Raw genomic sequence first — 17,988 nt, 5'->3', positions numbered from 1 at the left:
AGCCGAAGCGGTGACGGCAACGCTCATGCCGCCTGCCCCACCACCAACAGGCCTAGGAACAGCAGCAACCCGATATCGCGGTTCGAGCGGAACCGTCGCAAGGTGTTCGCCCCGTCCGCCGGTTTGAGCGTCGCGACCTGCCACAACAGGTGCAGCGCCCCCGGCAGCAACGCCGCCAGCGCCAGCGGGGTCGGGAACACCCGCCACACCGCCCCCGCCCAGCACGCGATGGCGACGGCATACAACAGCGTCACGCCGGGCCGCACCCGGCTGCCCATCGCCCGTGCCGACGACCGCACCCCGACCATCGCGTCGTCCTCGATATCCTGACACGCATAGATGGTGTCGTATCCGATCACCCACGCGATCGACCCGGCATAGAGCAGCACCAGCGGCAGCCAGTCGTCGGTGCCCATCTGCGCCCAAGCGACCGGTGCCGCCCATGAAAACACCATGCCGAGCCACGCCTGCGGCCACCATGTGATGCGCTTCATGAAGGGATAGGCGGCGACCAGCGCCAGACTGGCCAGCGCCACGATCGCGGCGGTCAGGTTCAATTGCAGCAGCACGACCAGTCCGATCAGGCTGAGGACCAGCAGCCAGACCCACGCCGCCTTCACCGACACCGCGCCGCTCGCCAGCGGGCGGTTGGCGGTTCGCGCCACCTGCCGGTCGAGATCGCGGTCGACGATGTCGTTATAGACGCATCCCGCCCCGCGCATCGCGACGCTGCCCAGCAGGAACCATAGCAGCATGTCCCATCGCTCGACCGCCCGCCCCGACAGCGCCATCGCCCATGCTCCGGGCCAGTAGAGCAGCCACCAGCCAATCGGCCGGTCGAATCGCGCCAGCAATGCGAACGGACGCGCGCGTCGTGGCAGGACGGCGATCATCCCGCGATGTTCGGTATCGGCAACCTGTTCGGACGCGGCGGCATTGGTCGGGGATGGCATGCGGCCCTGCTGCCACGGCTGCGTGCGAAGCGACAGGGGGAATGCGCGAACGGCCCCGTCACCGGTCAGGGCGACGGGGCGATCGATCAGTGCTTGGCCTGCGCCTTGGCCTGCTTGGCATAATGGTGGTGCATCGCGACGCAGCCCGCCGCCGCGCCCAGCAGCCCATGGCCCTTGCCGACGAAATGACCCGCGACCGCGCCGGCGGCAGCGCCGCGGACACAGCCCTTGGCCAGCGCAGGTTGCGCCGCCAGCATCGCCAGCGGCAGGACGATCAGCGAAAGGGAACGCATGTTGAACCTCCTTCGAACACCATGTCCGATGCCGGATACAGTGCACGAAATGGCGGATTTGTTGCGTTAAACCTTCGTCACGTCGCGGTCACGAACCGGTCGCACCGGCGGGGGATCGCCGCTACAACCCGGCCCATGGACCTCGACCAGCTGCTGCGTCATTATTTCGGCACGACCGACCCCGAAACCGCCGATCCGGCAACGATCGACGCCGCGCGCGAACGGATGGCGATCGATTTCGGTATCGAACGCGATCCGTCGCGCCGCTTCGCGCTGTGGACGCTGATGGACGCGATCGGCCAAGCGCCACCCCCGGCCGAAGCGTTCGAGAAGGAACCGGCGCTGCGCGCGGCCGCGGACCGCTATCTCGACGCCGCCTACCGGATCGAACGCGACGCGGAGACGCCGTGATGCCATGGGTCATGCTGGCCGTCGCCGGGCTGCTGGAGATCGTCTGGGCCTATTACATGAAGCTGTCGGACGGATTTTCGAAGCCGCTGCCGACGCTCGCCACCTTCGTCACGATGTTCGCCAGTTTCGGGCTGCTGTCGCTGGCGATGAAGCAGTTGCCGCTCGGCACGAGCTACATGGTGTGGACCGGCATCGGTGCGCTGGGCGCGTTCGTCGTCGGCATCGTCCTGCTCGGCGAGGCGGTGACCCCGCTGCGCCTGACCGCGGCGGCGATGCTGCTCGGCGGGCTGGTACTCATGAAGCTGGCGTCCTAACCCCGCGCCATGCCCGCCACCCCCGCCTGGCCGACCGATTCGTCACCCCGCCTGTTCGTCGAACAACCGCTCGGCCCGGGCGTGCAGGTCCGGCTGGACGGCGCGCAGGCGCATTATCTGTTGTCGGTGATGCGGGTGAAGGACGGCGACACCGTCCGTCTGTTCGACGACGCGAGTGGCGAATGGCGCGGGGTCGCGTCGCAGGTCCGCAAGCGCGATCTGATCCTCGAGGCGACCGACCATCTCCGCGATCGGGAGGTCGTGCCAGATCTCTGGCTGTGCATCGCCCCGACCAAGAAGGGCCGCATCGACTGGGTGATCGAAAAGGCGTGCGAGCTGGGCGTCGATCGCATCGTGCCAGTGCTGACCCGTCGCACCGTCGTCGACCGCCTGAACCTCGACCGGTTGCGCGCGCACGCGATCGAGGCCGCCGAGCAATGCGGCCGCACCGCCTTGCCCGCGCTTGCCGAACCGTTAAAGCTGCCCGCGCTGCTGCGCGACTGGCCGGCGGAACGCACGCTGTTCTTTGCCGACGAGACCGGCGGCGTGCCGGCGGTCGCGGCGATGCGCGCTCATCCCGGCCCCGCCGCGATCCTGATCGGTCCCGAAGGCGGCTTCGATCCCGAGGAACGCGACGCCGTCCGCGCGCTGCCGCAGGCGGTCGGTATCGCGCTCGGCCCGCGTATCCTACGCGCCGAGACGGCGGCGGCGGCCGCGACCGCCTTGTGGATGGCCGCCGCCGGCGACTGGTAGCCGCGCTATACCCGTATCAACGACAGCCCCCTAGCATCGCACCCTCGCCCCGTTTATGGGCGCGACCATGAGCACGAAGACCGTTTCGGACACCAGCGCAGCGGTCATCGAGGACCGTTCGCAACTGATCGCCTATTTCGCCGGGGGCGAGAAGCCGGCCGAACGCTGGCGGATCGGCACCGAGCACGAAAAGTTCGTGTATCGCACCAGCGATCACGCCGCGCCGTCCTATGACGAACCGGGCGGCATCCGCGACCTGCTCGCCGGGCTCGAACGCTTCGGCTGGCGTCCGGTCGAGGAAGGCGGCAAGGTCATCGCCCTGACCGGCAAGGACGGCTCGGTCAGCCTCGAACCCGCCGGACAGTTCGAACTGTCGGGCGCGCCGCTCGAAACCCTGCACCAGACCTGCGCCGAAACCGGTCGGCATCTCGATCAGGTGAAGGCGGTCGGCGACGAACTGGGCCTTGGCTTCTTGGGGCTAGGCATGTGGCCCGACAAGCGCCGCGACGAACTGCCGATCATGCCCAAGGGCCGCTATGGCATCATGCTGAACCATATGCCGCGCGTCGGCACGATGGGCCTCGACATGATGCTGCGCACCTGCACCATTCAGGTGAACCTCGACTATGCGAGCGAGGCGGACATGGTGCAGAAATTCCGCGTCGGCCTCGCGCTGCAACCGCTCGCCACCGCGCTGTTCGCCAATTCGCCATTCACCGATGGCCTGCCCAACGGCCAGCTATCCTATCGCTCGCACATCTGGTCGGACACCGATCCCGCGCGCACCGGCATGCTGCCCTTCGTGTTCGAGGACGGCTTTGGCTATGAACGCTATGCCGACTATGCGCTCGATGTGCCGATGTACTTCGTCTATCGCGACGGCCGGTATATCGACGCTGCCGGCCTGTCGTTCCGCGACTTCCTGAAGGGCAATCTGTCGGTCCTGCCGGGCGAAAAGCCGACGATCGACGACTGGGCCGACCATCTCTCCACCGCCTTCCCCGAAGTGCGGCTGAAAACCTTCCTCGAAATGCGCGGTGCCGACGGCGGTCCATGGGGTCGCATCTGCGCGCTGCCCGCCTTCTGGGTCGGGCTGCTCTACGACGGCCAGGCGCTCGATGCCGCGTGGGATCTGGTCAAGGGCTGGTCGATCGACGACCGTCAGACGCTGCGCGATGCGGTGCCGGCGCTCGGCCTCGATGCACCGCTACCCGGCGGCGGTCGCCTGCGCGACGTGGCGGGCGAAGTACTCGACATCGCCGGCAAGGGCCTCTCCGCCCGCCGTCGTCTCGGCCCGTCGGGCGAGGATGAGAGCGGCTTCCTCGAACCGCTGCGCGAGGTCGTCCGTTCGGGCAAGGTGCCCGCGCAGGTGCTGCTCGACAAGTTTGCCGGTGCATGGGCGGGCGACCTGTCGAAGGCGTACGACGACTACAGCTTCTAATTTTTCGCTAATTCGGATACCAATTTTCGATATTCACCGAATTGCAATCGTTTCGGCGCACAGCTGTCATCGACGACGCATAGGCGACCCCGGTCCGCGCTTTCGCGGTTCCGGGAGGAATTTCATGTTGTCCGTTACCTCGGCGGTGCGCCGTCGTGCACGCCTGTTGCTTGCCGCGTCGCTTGCGTCATTGATCCTTGCCGCCCCCGCCGCCGCGCAGCAGATCGCGCCGGAGGCTGCGGCCGATGCCGATACGACCGATCAGGCGGACGGCACGGTCGTCGTCACCGGCAAGCGCACGACCCGCTCGGCCGTCGTGCTCGAAGCCGCCGAAATCCAGAAGGTCCTGCCCGGCGTCAATCCGGTCAAGGCGATCCAGACCCTGCCCGGCGTGCAGTTCGAAACCGCCGATCCTTGGGGCAATAACGAACAGAATATCGCGCTGTTCGTCCACGGCTTCAATCAGAACCAGCTCGGCTTCACCCTCGACGGCGTGCCGCTCGGCGATCAGTCCTATGGCAATTTCAACAGCCTGTCGCCACAGCGCGCGGTCATCAGCGAAAACGTCGCCCGCGTCCGCCTGACCGCCGGTGCCGCCGACCTCGCTACCGCATCGGCCAGCAATCTGGGCGGCGGTCTGGAAACCTATACCAGCGATCCGGCGGCCGAAATGGGCGGTCGCTTCGGCCAGACCTTCGGCAGTTACGACGCCAGCCGCAGCTATCTGCGCTTCGACACCGGCCGGTTCGACGCACTGGGCGGCAGCAACGCGCTCTACATCTCGGGCATCCGCCAGAACGCCCGCGCATGGGAATTCGACGCCCGGCAAAAGGGGTGGCAGGCCAACGCCAAGTTCGTCCACTCGACGCCGACGACCACGCTGACCGGCTATTTCGCGTACAGCCAGAAGGACGAACCGAACCAGGATTCGGTCGCGCGCAACACCGGCAGCTTCGAACCCTATTACCGCACCGTGCTGTATCCGAACTGGCAGCGGGCGCTCGCCTATCTCGACGCGAACGGTGCCCCGCCGTCGAACAACCCGGCCAACTACACCAACTATTATGGCGATGCGCAGCGTACCGACTATCTCGCCTATCTCAAGCTCGAACAGAAATTGGGCGACGGCATCGTCTTCAAGCTCCAGCCCTATTACCATCATGACGATGGTCAGGGGCAGATCGTCGGCCCGATTTCGGTCGCGGGTTTGCCGGGGCTGTTCCGCATCTATTACCCGGGCCAGAATCTGAAGCAGGTGTTCGGCAATTCGGGCTATGCGCTGCGCACCACCGAATATGGCATCAACCGCGTCGGCGCACTGGCGGCGGTGACCGTCACCAGCGGCGACCATGTGTTCGACATCGGCGGCTGGTACGAACATAATCGCAACACGATCTTCCGCCGCTGGTATGCGGTGCCGGTCGGCAGCCCGCCCTCGCCGTACGAATATGCCGATCCGTCGCTGCGCCGGCTGACCCAATATGCCAGCGTCGTCGAATATGATCTGGTCCAGCTGCACGTGCAGGACCGGTGGCAGGTGACCCCGGCCCTTGCGATCGAGGGCGGGTTCAAATCCAGCCTGCAATTCGCCGAGGGGCGCATCCCGGTCCAGCCGCTGCCGGGCGCGCTGCCCGGATCGTCGACCGGCTTCCCGGAGGGTCAGCTCAACACCCGCAAATGGTTCCTGCCCGCGATCGGTGCGGTATGGGACGTGACGCCCAACGACCAGGTCTTCGGCCATATCCAGAAGAATGTCCGCCAGTTCCAGGCATCGGTCGCCGCCGGCCTGTCGCCGTTCAACGTCGGCAGCCAGCAGGCGTTCGACCAGATCAAGGCCGATACCCAGCCTGAATCGTCGTGGACCTATGAAGCCGGCGTCCGCTCGCGTCACAATGTCGACCTCGGCCCGGTCACTGCGATCGAGGGGCAGTTGAGCGCCTATCACGTCGATTTCAGCAACCGCCTGCTGCAGATCAGCGCGACGCCGGTCATCGCCTCGGTCATCGGCGGCGTGTCGATCCTGCAGAATGTCGGCGGCGTCACCACCAACGGCATCGATGCGGCGGCGACGGTGCGGTTCGGACCGGGCTTCTCGATCTACAATGCGCTGTCCTACAACCGGTCGCGCTATGATGATGACTATGTCAGCGGCACCACCACCATCGCGACGGCGGGCAAGGACGTGCCCAACGTCGCGCGCTGGCTGAACAAGACGGTCGTCACCGCCGCGTCGGGTCCGTTCGAGGTGCAGGCGATCGGCGATTTCGTCGGCCGCCGCTTTGCGACCTATACCAACGACCAGTCGGTGCCCGGCCGCTATCTCGTCAGCCTTCAGGCCAGCTATGCGCTGCCCGAAACGCTCGGACTGGGGTTGCGCAACACGCGGCTGTCGGTCAACATCACCAACCTGACCGACCGCAAGGGTATCTACGAAATCGTCGTCGGTGCCGCCGCGCGGACCTTCAACACCTATGCCCAGCCGCCGCGCATGGCGTTCTTCACGCTGTCGGGCGGATTCTGATCGCGTCGGGCGGGGGTTATGTCCCCCGCCCGATCCCGATACGGGCAAAGGCGCGCGGGATGACGCCATGGCGCGTCATCCAGCCGCTATAGGCGCGATAGACCGGATCGAGGCCGAGATGCCGTTCCTCGGTCCGGGCACGCCAGTAATAGACGCCGCTGACCGCCGCCATGATCGCGGTATTGCGCGCCGCCTCGGTCCAGTTGTCGGCGGTCGTCAGGACGGGGATCGTCGAAATCCACCAGAACAGGTTCTTCGACAGATAGGCCGGATGCCGGCTGAACGCATAGGGTCCGTGCGTCAGGATGCCGCGATGCGTCAGGTTCGAAAAGCGCAAACCGAACGCCAGCGTTGCCCATGCATAGATCGCGGTCAGCCCGACCAGCACCGCGCCGACCAGCCACAACGCCACCGGCTGCCCGGCGAACCAGCGGGTCCAGTCCGACGTCCCCGGATGGTAATCCAGCGGTCCGCCATCGGCCATCAGGATGAACGGCGGATAGCAGATCAGCGCCGCCGCCCACCCGGCGGCATAGGGCGTGGCGCTGCGGATATGGCTGTCGAGCGGCCGCATCGCGAGGATGTAGCCGGCGGTCGCCACGCCCACATCGATCACGAACATGAAGGTGATGAGCCAGTTGGCCAGCGGCACCGGCTCGGTCACGATGTCGGCGCGCTGCGTGCGGATCAGTTCGCCGAACCCCGGCGGCACGATCGCCAGCATGAAGGCGAGGAAGAACGCCTTCACCGCCCAGCCGCGCAGATGGTTGAAAATCGCCACGTGGTCGATCGGCTCGGGCAGGTGCATCATCCACGCCCCCAGCGCCCAGCACCCGTCCTTCGGGTCGACCAGTCGCCGGTCGATCCACAGCATGTACGGGATCGACAGCACGAACAGCGGCACCGCCGCCCATTCGAACACCCACATCGAAAAGGCGAACCCGCCCTGCCAATAAAATCGCCCGGTCGCATAGATGCCGGCGATCGTGCCCCACGTCAGCCATAGCCCGGCCAGCTTGGTCAGGCTGATCTCGACCGTCTCGCGCCACGGCCGGACCCGGTCCCAATCGAGGCCGGTCGACGGGTTGCGATGCACCTTGTCGACCAGCAGCGACCACAGCACCATCGGCACCGCACAGGCGACGACGTTGACCAGCGCCGCATACGGCCCGTCCATCCCGTAATGCCACGCGACCGCGATCCAGCCGCACAGCCCGGCCAGACCGGCCAGCCCGACGCCTGCCGACACCGCCGATGCGGGCCGCGATTCGGGTTCGGCTTGCACAGGCAACGGGTTGGCGTGATACATGGCGTCATCCGCTATCACCGACATGGTAAGCATCCGGTGAAGCATATCCGCGTCCGAAGGAAGTCCCCGCCCTTGCGTACCCATTCGTTGCGTATCCCGCTGATCGCCTTGCTGCTCACCACCGCCCTGCCCGCCACCGCCCAGATCAACCCGCCGGGCAACACGCTGCCGCAACCCACCCCGATCGTCGACACCGTCCCCGCCGCGCGCGACATCGACTATCCCGGCACGATCAAGCTCGACGTCGACGCGACCGACACGGTGCAGGGCATCTTCCGCGTGAAGGAAACGATCCCGGTCGCCCGCACCGGCCACATGGTGCTGATGATGCCGAAATGGCTGCCCGGCAAGCATGGCCCCCGCGGCGAGATTGAGAAGCTGGCCGGCCTCGTCGTTCGCGCCAGTGGCCGCGAGCTGCCATGGACCCGCGACGTGCTCGACATGTTCTCCTTCCATATCGACGTGCCCGCCGGCGCGAAGAATCTCGACGTACAGTTCCAGTTCCTGTCGGCGCAGCAGGGCGATCAGGGCCGCATCGTCGTGACCCCCGAAATGCTGAACCTGCAATTCGAAGCGGTCAGCCTCTACCCCGCCGGCTACTACACCCGCCGGATTCCGATCGAAGCGACGGTGCGCTATCCTACCGGCTGGACCGCCGCATCGGGCCTGCCGTCGAAGGTGCAGAACGGCGTCTATAAATATGACCGGACCAGCTACGAAACGCTGATCGACTCACCCGTATTCGCCGGCAAATATTTCAAACGGTTCGCGCTCACCGACCGCGTCGGGTTGAACATCGTCGCCGACAAGCCCTCCGAACTGGCCGCCACCCCCGATCAGGTCGCGGCACACACCCGGCTGGTCGAACAGGCGGTGAAGCTGTTCGGCGCGCAGCATTACGACAAATATGAATTCCTGCTGTCGATCACCGACAAGATGGGCTCGATCGGCCTTGAACATCATCGTTCGTCCGAAAACGGCGTCGACCCCGGCTATTTCACCGACTGGGCGTCGAGCCCGGGCGAACGCAACCTGCTGCCGCACGAATTCACCCATAGCTGGGACGGCAAGTACCGTCGCGGGGCGGATTTGTTCACGCCCGATTTCCGCATGCCGATGCGCAACTCGCTGCTGTGGGTCTATGAAGGGCAGACCCAGTTCTGGGGCTATGTGTTGCAGGCGCGCTCGGGGCTGGTGTCGAAGCAGGATACGCTCGACGCCTATGCCGACATCGCCGCCGCCCTGGACGCGCGCGAAGGGCGGCAGTGGCGGCCGCTGGTCGACACCACCAACGATCCGGTCATCACCGCCCGGCGTCCCAAGGGCTGGCCGACGTGGCAGCGGTCCGAGGATTATTACAACGAAGGCCTGCTGGTGTGGATGGAGGTCGATTCGATGCTCCGCAAACAGTCGGGCGGCACCAAGTCGATGGACGATTTCGCCCGCGCCTTTTTCGGGATGCGCGACGGCGACTGGGGCGTGCTGCCCTATACGCTGACCGATGTCGCGAAGACGCTGAACGGCATCCAGCCCTATGACTGGGCCGGGTTCCTTGACAAGCGGCTGAACGCCCGCACCGACCGCGCGCCGATCGACGGGTTTGCCGCCAACGGCTATCGCCTGACCTATACCGACACCCCGACCGCCTATCTGAAGGGGCGCGAAAAGAGCGCGGGCGGCGTGTCGCTCCCCTATTCGCTGGGTCTCGCCGCGAACAAGGATGGCAAGGTCACCAGCGTGATCTGGGGCAGCCCGGCGTTCAAGGCCGGGTTCGAGATCGGCACGACGATCGTCGGGGTCAACGGCAGCGCCTATACGCCCGACCGCCTGCGCGATGCGGTCGGTACGGCGAAGGGCGGCAAGGAGCCGATCCGCCTGACCGTCAATCTGAACGGCGCGGTGCGCGAGGTCGCGATCCCCTATTTTGACGGGCATCGCTACCCCCGGCTGGAAAAGGTCGGTCAGGGCGATGGCGGGCTCGACCGGTTGCTGACCGCGAAATGACGTTCGGCCGGGCGGTCCCGCTGCGGGACCGCCCGATGGTTACTCGTAGCGATTCCAAACAAAACGTGCTTCATCGATTGTCGATTCCGGGTAAAGGGCGCGACACACGCGCGTCCGTACGACAAAAGGGAGATTATCAATGCGCATCGACATGGTGCCGACCGGCGACAATCCGCCACACAGCCTGAACGTCATCATCGAAGTTCCGACTGGTGGCGAACCGGTGAAGTATGAATTCGACAAGGCCTCGGGCGCGCTGTTCGTCGATCGCATCCTGCACACGCCGATGCGCTATCCGGCGAATTACGGCTTCGTGCCGCACACCCTGTCGCCGGACGGCGATCCGCTCGACGCGCTGGTCGTGTCGCGCTCGCCGTTCATCCCCGGCTGCGTCGTTCGCGCCCGCCCGATCGCGGTGCTGAACCTCGAGGACGAAGCCGGCGGCGACGAAAAGCTGGTGTGCGTGCCGGTCGACTCGACCTTCCCCTATTACAGCAACGTCGGCGAGAAGGGCGATCTGCCCGAAATCGTCTTCGAACAGATCGAGCATTTCTTCACCCACTATAAGGACCTCGAAAAGAAGAAGTGGGTCCGCATCGGCACGTGGGGCGGCGCCGAGGAAGCCAAGCGCATCACGACCGAAGCGATCGACCGCTACAACGAAGCCAAGGCGCAGGGCGAAGAGCCGCACGACTACGAAGTTCCGGGTCGCTGATCCGATAACGGTGCCGGGGGGCAGGACATGGTGCAGGTAACGTCGGATCGCGGCGCTGCCGCTACCGGCCTGTCCCCCGACGCCCTGCGGGTTCGCGCGGCGCAACTCGGGCTGTTCGAAACCCCGATCCTGCACGCGCAGTTGCAGGAACCGGCCACGATCGATGCCGACCTGCGCCTCGCGATCCTGTCGCGCGCGGCCGGCGATGCCGGCGGGCTGAACCGATCCAATATCGGCGGCTGGCACAGCGATACCGACATGCTGGCATGGGGCGGCCCGGCCGCCGGACGCCTCGCCGACCTCGCCATCCGCATGGCCCGCCGCGCCTCCCATTTCGAAGGGCGCGATCCGGCGCGGGTCGAATGGACCGTGCGGATGTGGGCCAACATCTCGCCGCCCGGCGCGCTGAACATGAGCCACGCGCATCCCGGCATTTTGTGGGCGGCGGTCTATTATCTCGACATGGGGACCGACCCTACCGACGCCGACCTCGGCGGTGAGCTCTATTTCGAAGACCCGCGGTTCCCGGTCACGATGATGCGGCTGCCCGGTTTCCGCATGATCGGCATCGATGGACAGCCACAGTCGAACGAGCGCCGCCTCCCGACCCGCGCCGGCGACCTCGTCCTGTTTCCGTCGTGGCTGCGGCACGGCGTCCGCCCCCATCGCGGCAGCCGGGATCGCATCTCGATCGCAATGAATATCGACGTGAAGGGTTAGGGCATAGCTGCCGCATGTCGGATCATCGGCCTGCGCGCAGGGCAACGACGGCGATTCAATACCGGTACGGCCATTCGCTAGGTCGGTTTTTGGGACACGCGTTTGCGCTTCACCGGCGCGCGCCGCCCCGCCTCGACCGCCAGCACCGCCCATTCCGCCAGCAGGTCGGCATCGTCGAACACGCCATCGGGTGCCCGGCGATAGTTCATCGTCGCCACGCTGCCGTCCTTCCGGTCATAGGTGAACCGCGCGCACCCGGCCGCGTCCCATCGCGGATCGGCCACGGCGTCCGATTTGAACCACAACACATCGTCGAGCACGATCGCAAAGACCGTACCGTCGAGATACAGCGTCGCGCCGCCCATCATCCGCCGCCACGTCACGCGCCCCATCGGGCCGAGCGCTTCCTCGACCCACAGCAACAGTCCCGCGTCCGCGCTCATACCCCCGCCTCGCTCTGCACTGCCGGCACCCGCCGCCGGACCGCGACCACGCATCCCGCGACGATCAACAGCGCACCGATGACGGTATAGGGCGACACCGTCTCGCCGAACACGATCCAGCCGGCCAGCGCCGCCCACACGAACGCGCTATATTCGACCGGTGCCAGCACCTGCGCCTCCGCCCGAGCATAGGCCCAGGCGAGCGCCATGACCGATGCGATATTGAGCAGGATCGCAACCGTAAGCGGCAGCAGCTGCGACGCCGCCGGTGCGCTCCCCAACCACGGCACAGCCGGCAACAGCATCGCGCCAATGACCAGATTGGCGAAGAACGCGACCTCGACCGGATCGGCCACCTGCGCCTGTCGCCGCAGCAGGATCAGACTGCCGGCATACAGTACCGACGCGGCGACGCAGGCGAGGCTGCCGAGCACGGCCTGTGTCGACGCATCGGCCTGCACCTCCCCCGCCGCGATCACCAGCACGCCCGCCGAAGCGATCACCGATCCGACGATCGCCGCGCGGCGGATCGTCTCACCGAGGAACAGTGCCGCCAGATACAGCGCGATCAGTGGCGCGAGGAAGGTGAGCGCGACCCCCTGCGCCATCGGCACGCGGGCAAGGCCCCAGAAGAACAGCACGACCGACGATCCCGCGGCCACCCCACGCCCGATATGCAGCATCAGCGTCGCCCGCGCGGGCCAGCGTCGCCCGACCGCGACGAACAACCCGCCACTCAACAGCGCGCCGCCGATCGATCGCCACAACACCGCGTTATACGCGCCGCTCTCGATCGACAGCTGCTTCATCAGCGCGTCCATCACCGTATAGATCGCGATCCCCGACGCCGCGACGAGGAAGGCGCGCAGGTTGGCGGACATGGACGGACCTTTCGGGGAGCGGACGACGCCGCCGCTGTCGCGCGCACCACCCGTCAATGCAAGCGCACATGAACATCCTCCCCGTGMACGGGGAGGAACTTGCTCCGGTGCCCCGCCGCACGATACACCCTCCCCCATGTCACTCAACCTCGGCCAGCGCATTGCGCCTCCCCGCTTCGTCGCCTTCACCGCCGTCGCGGTCGCTGCCGGATGCTGGGCGTTGCCGGCGTTCGGCTGGCGGATCGGGGTACCGCTCGCCTTCGATATCGCCGCGATCGTCTTTCTGCTGTCGTGCATTCCGCTGCTCGGTGCCACCGCCGACCGCATGCGGCAGGCGGCGCTCCGCAACGACGCCAATCGCGGCCTGTTGCTGGTGCTGTCCGCTGCGATCGCGCTCGTGCTGTTGACCGCGATCGCGATCGAACTGGGACAGCGCGGCGCGCCGAGCGCGCCCGTCGTCCTGCTGGTCGTTGCGACGCTGTTGCTCGCCTGGACCTTCGCCAACACCATCTATGCCGTGCACTATGCCCATCTGTTCTACACCGCCGACCCGTCGGGCAAGGACAGCGGCGGGGTCGACATGCCCGGTACCGACGAACCCGATTACTGGGACTTCGTCTATTTCGCGTTCACGCTGGGCATGACGTTCCAGACGTCGGACGTGTCGATCACCTCGCGCACGATGCGTCGCACGGTGACCGGCCATTGCCTGATGGCGTTCGTGTTCAATCTGGGCGTCGTGGCGTTCAGCGTGAACGTGCTGGGCGGATCGTAAGGCCGACTTACATCGTATCCCGGCGCAGGCGGGGATACGGATTTACGGAGTCGTCTGTCCTACTCCGCCGCCTGCGGCATCCCCGCGCTCGCCGCCTCGATCTCCGCTGCCTTGGCCTCGACCAGCTTGACGATATGCTCGATCATGTCGGCATCCTGCACATGGTGGTCGGTGACCCCCGACAGATAGACCATGTGCCGGCCATTGCCGCCGCCGGTGATGCCGATATCGGTCTCGCGCGCTTCGCCGGGGCCGTTGACGACGCAGCCCAGCACCGACAGCGACATCGGCGTGCGGATATGCTGCAACCGCTCCTCCAGCGCCTGCACGGTACGGATCACGTCGAACCCCTGCCGCGCGCACGACGGACACGACACGACGCGCACCCCGCGATTGCGGATGCCGAGCGCCTTCAGGATTTCGAAGCCGACGCGGATTTCCTCTTCCGGCTCGGCCGACAGCGACACGCGGATCGTGTCGCCGATCCCGAACCACAGCAGCGACCCGATGCCGATCGACGACTTGACCGTGCCGCCGACGAAGCCACCGGCCTCGGTAATGCCCAGGTGCAGCGGGCAATCGACCATCTCGGCCAGCTGCTGATAGGCGGCGACCGCCATGAACAGGTCGGACGCCTTCACCGCGACCTTGAATTCGTGGAAGTCGTGGTCCTGCAACAGCTTGATATGGTCCATCGCCGATTCGACCAACGCGTCGGGACACGGCTCGCCATATTTTTCGAGCAGATGCTTTTCGAGGCTGCCGCCATTCACGCCGATGCGGATCGCGCAGCCATTGGCCTTGGCCGCGCGCACCACTTCGGCGACGCGCTCGTTCGACCCGATATTGCCCGGATTGATGCGCAGGCAGGCCGCACCGGCATCGGCGGCTTCCAGCGCGCGCTTGTAGTGGAAATGGATGTCGGCGACGATCGGCACGCGCGCGGCGCGGGTGATCTGGCGCAGCGCCTGCGTGCTCGGCACGTCGGGGCACGACACGCGGATGATGTCCGCGCCCGCCTCTTCGCAGCGGCGGATCTGGTCGATCGTCGCCACCGCATCGGAGGTGTCGGTATTGGTCATCGTCTGCACCGTGACCGGCGCGTCGCCGCCGACGGGGACGTTGCCGACCATGATCTGGCGGCTTTGCCGGCGGTGGATATCGCGCCATGGGCGGATCGACATGGTAAATTCTCGCTAACGCTTCGGTTATTTGTTCCCAGTATAGGGCGGCATTGCGTCAGGCGAAAGTCGCCTGAACACGGGTCGCAGGGAACGCCAGCAACGCATGACACCGGCGGGCCGCCATTACGGGCTGGACTGGCTGCGCATCGCCGCATTCGCCATGCTGATCCCCTATCATATCGGACTGGCGTTCAGCCCGTGGCACTGGATCGTGTCGACCGGCCATGCCTATCCTGCGCTGGTCGTGCCGATGGCGGCGCTGACGCCGTGGCGGCTGGGCCTGTTGTTCGCCGTGTCGGGCTATGCCAGCGCGATGCTGTTCGCGCGGGCCGGCGGCTGGGTGGCCTTTGCCCGCGATCGATCGCGGCGGCTGCTGGTCCCGCTCGCGTTCGGCATGGTCGCGATCGTGCCGATCGAAATGTGGGTGCGCGTGCGCGAGAGCGGCTATCCCGATGGCTATCTGCATTTCTGGCTGTTCGATGCGTGGGCGGTCGGCACGCGGTGGGGCGTCGAGTTTCCCAGCTGGGAGCATCTCTGGTTCCTCGTCTATCTATGGGCCTACACCATGATCGTGGCCGGCGTCACGGCATCGCGCGCGGCGCTGGCATGGCTCGACCGGGTGGCGGCGTGGCTGTCGCCCGGCATGCGCCTGTTGTGGGTGCCGATGGCGGCGACGGCGGCGGCGCGACTGGCGCTGCTGTTCCTGATCCCCGAACGGCAGGGGCTGTTTCGCGACTGGGCGGGCCATTCGCAGTTCCTGACGCTGTTCGTCCTCGGCTTCCTGATTGCACGCCATCCGCCGCTGTGGCGCTCGCTCCACCGATGCTGGCCCCTGGCCGCCCTGCTCGCGCTGCTGGCGGGCGGCGTCGCGATGACGGTGGAGGTTCGCTATCCCGGCACCGCCATCCCGCCGCACGCGATGATGGCCGCCAGCCGCGCGGCTCGATCGGTCATGGCATGGGGGATGGTCGTCACGCTGTTCCACCTCGCCGACGCCCATGCCAATCGCGACCATCGCTGGCGGCGGACGCTGGGACAGGCGGTATTGCCCGCCTATCTCGTCCATCATCCCGCGATCGTGCTGGCGACGTGGTCCACCCTGCCGCTGGCACTGGCCCCACCGGTTCAGGCGGCGGCGATTCTGACCGCGACGATCGCCGCCTGCGCCGCGACCGTCGCACTGGCCCGGCTAGTGCCGACGTTCGGAGTCCTCGTCGGCGTCACCCCGCGCCCGGTACGACAGGGTGGCAGCCGACCCGCGATCTGCTAGCAGGCGGGCACGTAACCGTAGCAGGATGAAGCCATGTCGAGTGCCCCCGCCCCCCGCTGGACCCTGTTGGTGCATGGCGGTGCCGGCATCCTGACCCGCGACACCGTCAGCGCCGCGACCGACGCCGCTGCCCGTGCCGGCCTCGACGCCGCGCTGGCTGCCGGCGAAGCGGTGCTGGCCGCGGGCGGCAGCGCGCTCGATGCGGTCGAGGCGGCGGTCGCGGTGCTGGAGGACGATTCGACCTTCAATTCGGGGCGTGGCGCGGTCTTCACTTTCGACGGGGCGATCGAACTGGATGCGGCGATCATGGACGGCGCGACCCGCGCCGCCGGTGCGGTCGCCGGCGTCACCCGCACCCGTCACCCCGTCAGCCTCGCGCGCGCCGTCATGGAACACAGCCCCCATGTACTGCTCGCCGGCAAGGGTGCCGATACCTTCGCTGCCGAACAGGGCGTCGAACAGGTCGATCCCGACTGGTTCGTCACCCCCGAACGCCGCGCCCAGCTCGAGGCGATGAAGGCCAATCCCGATGGCTGGTTCGACGTCGACATGAAATACGGCACGGTCGGCGCGGTCGCGGTCGATGCCGCCGGCCATGTCGCCGCCGCGACCTCGACCGGCGGCGTCACCGGCAAGCGTTGGGGCCGGATCGGCGATTCGCCGCTGATCGGGGCCGGCACCCATGCCGACGACCGCGCCTGCGCCGTTTCGGCGACCGGGGCCGGCGAATTCTTCATCCGCATCGGCGTCGCGCACGAAATTTCGGCGCGCATCCGCTTTACCGGCGAAGACCTGCAAACCGCCGCCGACACGGTGCTGGCCGAGACGCAGGCGCTGGGCGGCACCGGCGGCGTCATCGTCGCCGGCACCGATGGCGATGTCGCGTGGAGCTTCACCACCCCCGGCATGTATCGCGGCCGCGCCGGCAGCGACGGCACCCGCCGCGTCGCGATCTATGGTGACGAGGGATAGTCCCGGTTTTCATGCCGGACGACAGGCTTTAAGGGGCAACCCGATGATTCGCCGCCTGTTCCTCGCGCTCGCCTGCCTGTTCGCGACCTCGCCCGCCTATGCCTATTGGGAATATGGCCACCAAAGCGTTGCGACGATCGCGCGGCTGAATGTCCGGCCCGAAACCCGCGCCGCGATCGACCGCATCCTGCGGCATCAGGGGCTGCTCGAAACCCCGACCTGCCCGGCCCGGACCATCGAGGAAGCGAGCGTGTGGGCCGATTGCGTCAAGCCGCTCGGCGAACGGTTCAGCTATGCCTATTCATGGCATTACCAGAATGTCGACGTGTGCAAGCCGTTCGATCTGAAGGGACCGTGCAAGGACGGCAACTGCGTTTCGGCCCAGATCATTCGCAACCTGAAGCTGCTGAAGGACCGCGACGTCCCGATGCGCGAACGGGTGATGGCGCTCGCCTTTCTCGTCCACTTCGTCGGCGACCTGCACATGCCGCTCCATGCCGGCGATCGCGGCGATCTGGGCGGCAATTGGGTACGGGCGGATTACGGCATCTATCATCCCGACCGGTTCAATCTCCATTCGATCTGGGACGGTCCGCTTGCCGAACGCGCGATCAGCACGCCGCCTTCGATCCTGCGCGTCTACACCCCCGCCGAACGCGCACCGGTACAGGCCGGCGACGTCGTCGACTGGAGCCGCGACAGCTGGGAGATCAGCCGCGACTATGTCTATGCCCCGGCGCTGGGCGGCGACGGCTGCGGCCCGAAACCCGCTGGCCGGGTCAAACTCGACGACGCGACCGTCGCCCGACTGGTCCCTATCGCACAGGGACAGGTCAAAAAGGGCGGCTTGCGCCTCGCCCGTCTGCTCGACGAGGCGCTCGGCTAGGCCGGATCGACCTTCAACGAACGCGGTCACCTGTCACTCCCCTCCCTGACAAGGGAGGGGCTGGGGCTGGGTCGGCCCCCGAGGAAAGACAGCGTTCCACAACCGACCAACCCACCCCCGCCCCCTCCCTTGTCAGGGAGGGG

18 protein-coding genes are annotated in these 17,988 nt (G+C 66.8%); 12 read left to right on the top strand and 6 right to left on the bottom strand.

What is annotated here, in order from left to right:
* Positions 1–23 precede the first annotated feature (23 nt).
* Positions 24–953 carry a 4-hydroxybenzoate octaprenyltransferase gene (gene ubiA / locus ASE70_RS16625; protein ID WP_056401583.1) on the bottom strand — a complete coding sequence of 310 codons (930 nt, stop codon included), beginning with the start codon at positions 951–953 and terminating at the stop codon, positions 24–26.
* Between the two features lie 86 nt (positions 954–1,039).
* On the bottom strand, positions 1,040–1,246 hold the full coding sequence (locus ASE70_RS16620; protein WP_056401581.1) for a hypothetical protein: 207 nt from the start codon (positions 1,244–1,246) through the stop codon (positions 1,040–1,042).
* A gap of 135 nt (positions 1,247–1,381) precedes the next feature.
* Between ASE70_RS16620 and ASE70_RS16615 the strand changes: the two genes are divergently transcribed.
* From ASE70_RS16615 to ASE70_RS16595, 5 genes are all read left to right on the top strand, one after another.
* The gene (locus ASE70_RS16615) at positions 1,382–1,657 is read left to right on the top strand and encodes a hypothetical protein (RefSeq protein WP_056401578.1); all 276 of its coding nucleotides are present in this window, start codon (positions 1,382–1,384) and stop codon (positions 1,655–1,657) included.
* Positions 1,657–1,971: a DMT family transporter gene (locus tag ASE70_RS16610; RefSeq protein ID WP_056401576.1), complete on the top strand. Its 315-nt coding sequence runs from the start codon at positions 1,657–1,659 to the stop codon at positions 1,969–1,971. Before ASE70_RS16615 ends, ASE70_RS16610 begins: the two co-directional genes overlap by 1 nt.
* Positions 1,972–1,980: 9 nt before the next feature.
* The gene (locus ASE70_RS16605) at positions 1,981–2,724 is read left to right on the top strand and encodes a 16S rRNA (uracil(1498)-N(3))-methyltransferase (RefSeq protein WP_056507246.1); all 744 of its coding nucleotides are present in this window, start codon (positions 1,981–1,983) and stop codon (positions 2,722–2,724) included.
* Positions 2,725–2,791: 67 nt separating this feature from the next.
* Complete coding sequence (locus ASE70_RS16600) at positions 2,792–4,165, top strand: glutamate--cysteine ligase (protein ID WP_056401982.1); 1,374 nt, start codon at positions 2,792–2,794, stop codon at positions 4,163–4,165.
* Positions 4,166–4,289: 124 nt separating this feature from the next.
* Positions 4,290–6,686 carry a TonB-dependent receptor gene (locus tag ASE70_RS16595; RefSeq protein WP_056507243.1) on the top strand — a complete coding sequence of 799 codons (2,397 nt, stop codon included), beginning with the start codon at positions 4,290–4,292 and terminating at the stop codon, positions 6,684–6,686.
* 16 nt (positions 6,687–6,702) lie between these two features.
* On the opposite strand, the gene ASE70_RS16590 is transcribed toward ASE70_RS16595, so the two are convergent.
* Positions 6,703–7,995, bottom strand: a complete 1,293-nt coding sequence (locus tag ASE70_RS16590) for a methyltransferase family protein (RefSeq protein WP_156347473.1) — start codon at positions 7,993–7,995, stop codon at positions 6,703–6,705.
* 72 nt (positions 7,996–8,067) lie between these two features.
* Between ASE70_RS16590 and ASE70_RS16585 the strand changes: the two genes are divergently transcribed.
* The 3 genes from ASE70_RS16585 to ASE70_RS16575 all read left to right on the top strand — a co-directional run bounded on the left by ASE70_RS16585 (position 8,068) and on the right by ASE70_RS16575 (position 11,434).
* Positions 8,068–9,999, top strand: a complete 1,932-nt coding sequence (locus ASE70_RS16585; RefSeq protein ID WP_082439021.1) for a M61 family metallopeptidase — start codon at positions 8,068–8,070, stop codon at positions 9,997–9,999.
* Positions 10,000–10,138: 139 nt separating this feature from the next.
* Positions 10,139–10,714 carry an inorganic diphosphatase gene (gene ppa / locus ASE70_RS16580; RefSeq protein WP_056401562.1) on the top strand — a complete coding sequence of 192 codons (576 nt, stop codon included), beginning with the start codon at positions 10,139–10,141 and terminating at the stop codon, positions 10,712–10,714.
* Positions 10,715–10,741: 27 nt separating this feature from the next.
* The gene (locus ASE70_RS16575) at positions 10,742–11,434 is read left to right on the top strand and encodes a TIGR02466 family protein (protein ID WP_056507241.1); all 693 of its coding nucleotides are present in this window, start codon (positions 10,742–10,744) and stop codon (positions 11,432–11,434) included.
* A 77-nt stretch (positions 11,435–11,511) separates the two neighbouring features.
* On the opposite strand, the gene ASE70_RS16570 is transcribed toward ASE70_RS16575, so the two are convergent.
* A complete protein-coding gene (locus ASE70_RS16570; RefSeq protein WP_056507238.1) occupies positions 11,512–11,877 on the bottom strand; it encodes a TfoX/Sxy family protein in 366 nt (121 codons plus the stop codon).
* Positions 11,874–12,758, bottom strand: a complete 885-nt coding sequence (locus ASE70_RS16565) for a DMT family transporter (protein ID WP_056507234.1) — start codon at positions 12,756–12,758, stop codon at positions 11,874–11,876. Before ASE70_RS16565 ends, ASE70_RS16570 begins: the two co-directional genes overlap by 4 nt.
* 136 nt (positions 12,759–12,894) lie before the next feature.
* Between ASE70_RS16565 and ASE70_RS16560 the strand changes: the two genes are divergently transcribed.
* Positions 12,895–13,533: a DUF1345 domain-containing protein gene (locus tag ASE70_RS16560; RefSeq protein ID WP_056507231.1), complete on the top strand. Its 639-nt coding sequence runs from the start codon at positions 12,895–12,897 to the stop codon at positions 13,531–13,533.
* Positions 13,534–13,592: 59 nt separating this feature from the next.
* Here ASE70_RS16560 and ispG read toward each other — a convergent pair whose 3' ends face one another.
* Entirely contained in the window at positions 13,593–14,717 is a 1,125-nt protein-coding gene (ispG, locus tag ASE70_RS16555; RefSeq protein WP_056507230.1) for a flavodoxin-dependent (E)-4-hydroxy-3-methylbut-2-enyl-diphosphate synthase, read from the bottom strand.
* 103 nt (positions 14,718–14,820) lie between these two features.
* On the opposite strand from ispG, the gene ASE70_RS16550 reads away from it, so the two are divergent.
* From ASE70_RS16550 to ASE70_RS16540, 3 genes are read left to right on the top strand one after another with little or no spacing between them, the layout of a single operon-like run.
* Complete coding sequence (locus tag ASE70_RS16550) at positions 14,821–15,987, top strand: acyltransferase family protein (RefSeq protein ID WP_056507226.1); 1,167 nt, start codon at positions 14,821–14,823, stop codon at positions 15,985–15,987.
* A gap of 33 nt (positions 15,988–16,020) precedes the next feature.
* Positions 16,021–16,959 (top strand): isoaspartyl peptidase/L-asparaginase family protein, encoded by a 939-nt coding sequence (locus ASE70_RS16545; RefSeq protein WP_056507223.1) that lies wholly within the window; start codon positions 16,021–16,023, stop codon positions 16,957–16,959.
* A gap of 43 nt (positions 16,960–17,002) precedes the next feature.
* Positions 17,003–17,845, top strand: coding sequence for a S1/P1 nuclease (locus ASE70_RS16540; RefSeq protein WP_056507219.1), 843 nt, complete (start codon positions 17,003–17,005; stop codon positions 17,843–17,845).
* Positions 17,846–17,988 lie beyond the last annotated feature (143 nt).

It is taken from the genome of Sphingomonas sp. Leaf22 (genome assembly GCF_001421715.1).
Taxonomy (GTDB): domain Bacteria; phylum Pseudomonadota; class Alphaproteobacteria; order Sphingomonadales; family Sphingomonadaceae; genus Sphingomonas.
Note: the sequence above shows the minus strand (reverse complement) of the source record. Positions and strands in the feature narration are given on the sequence as shown.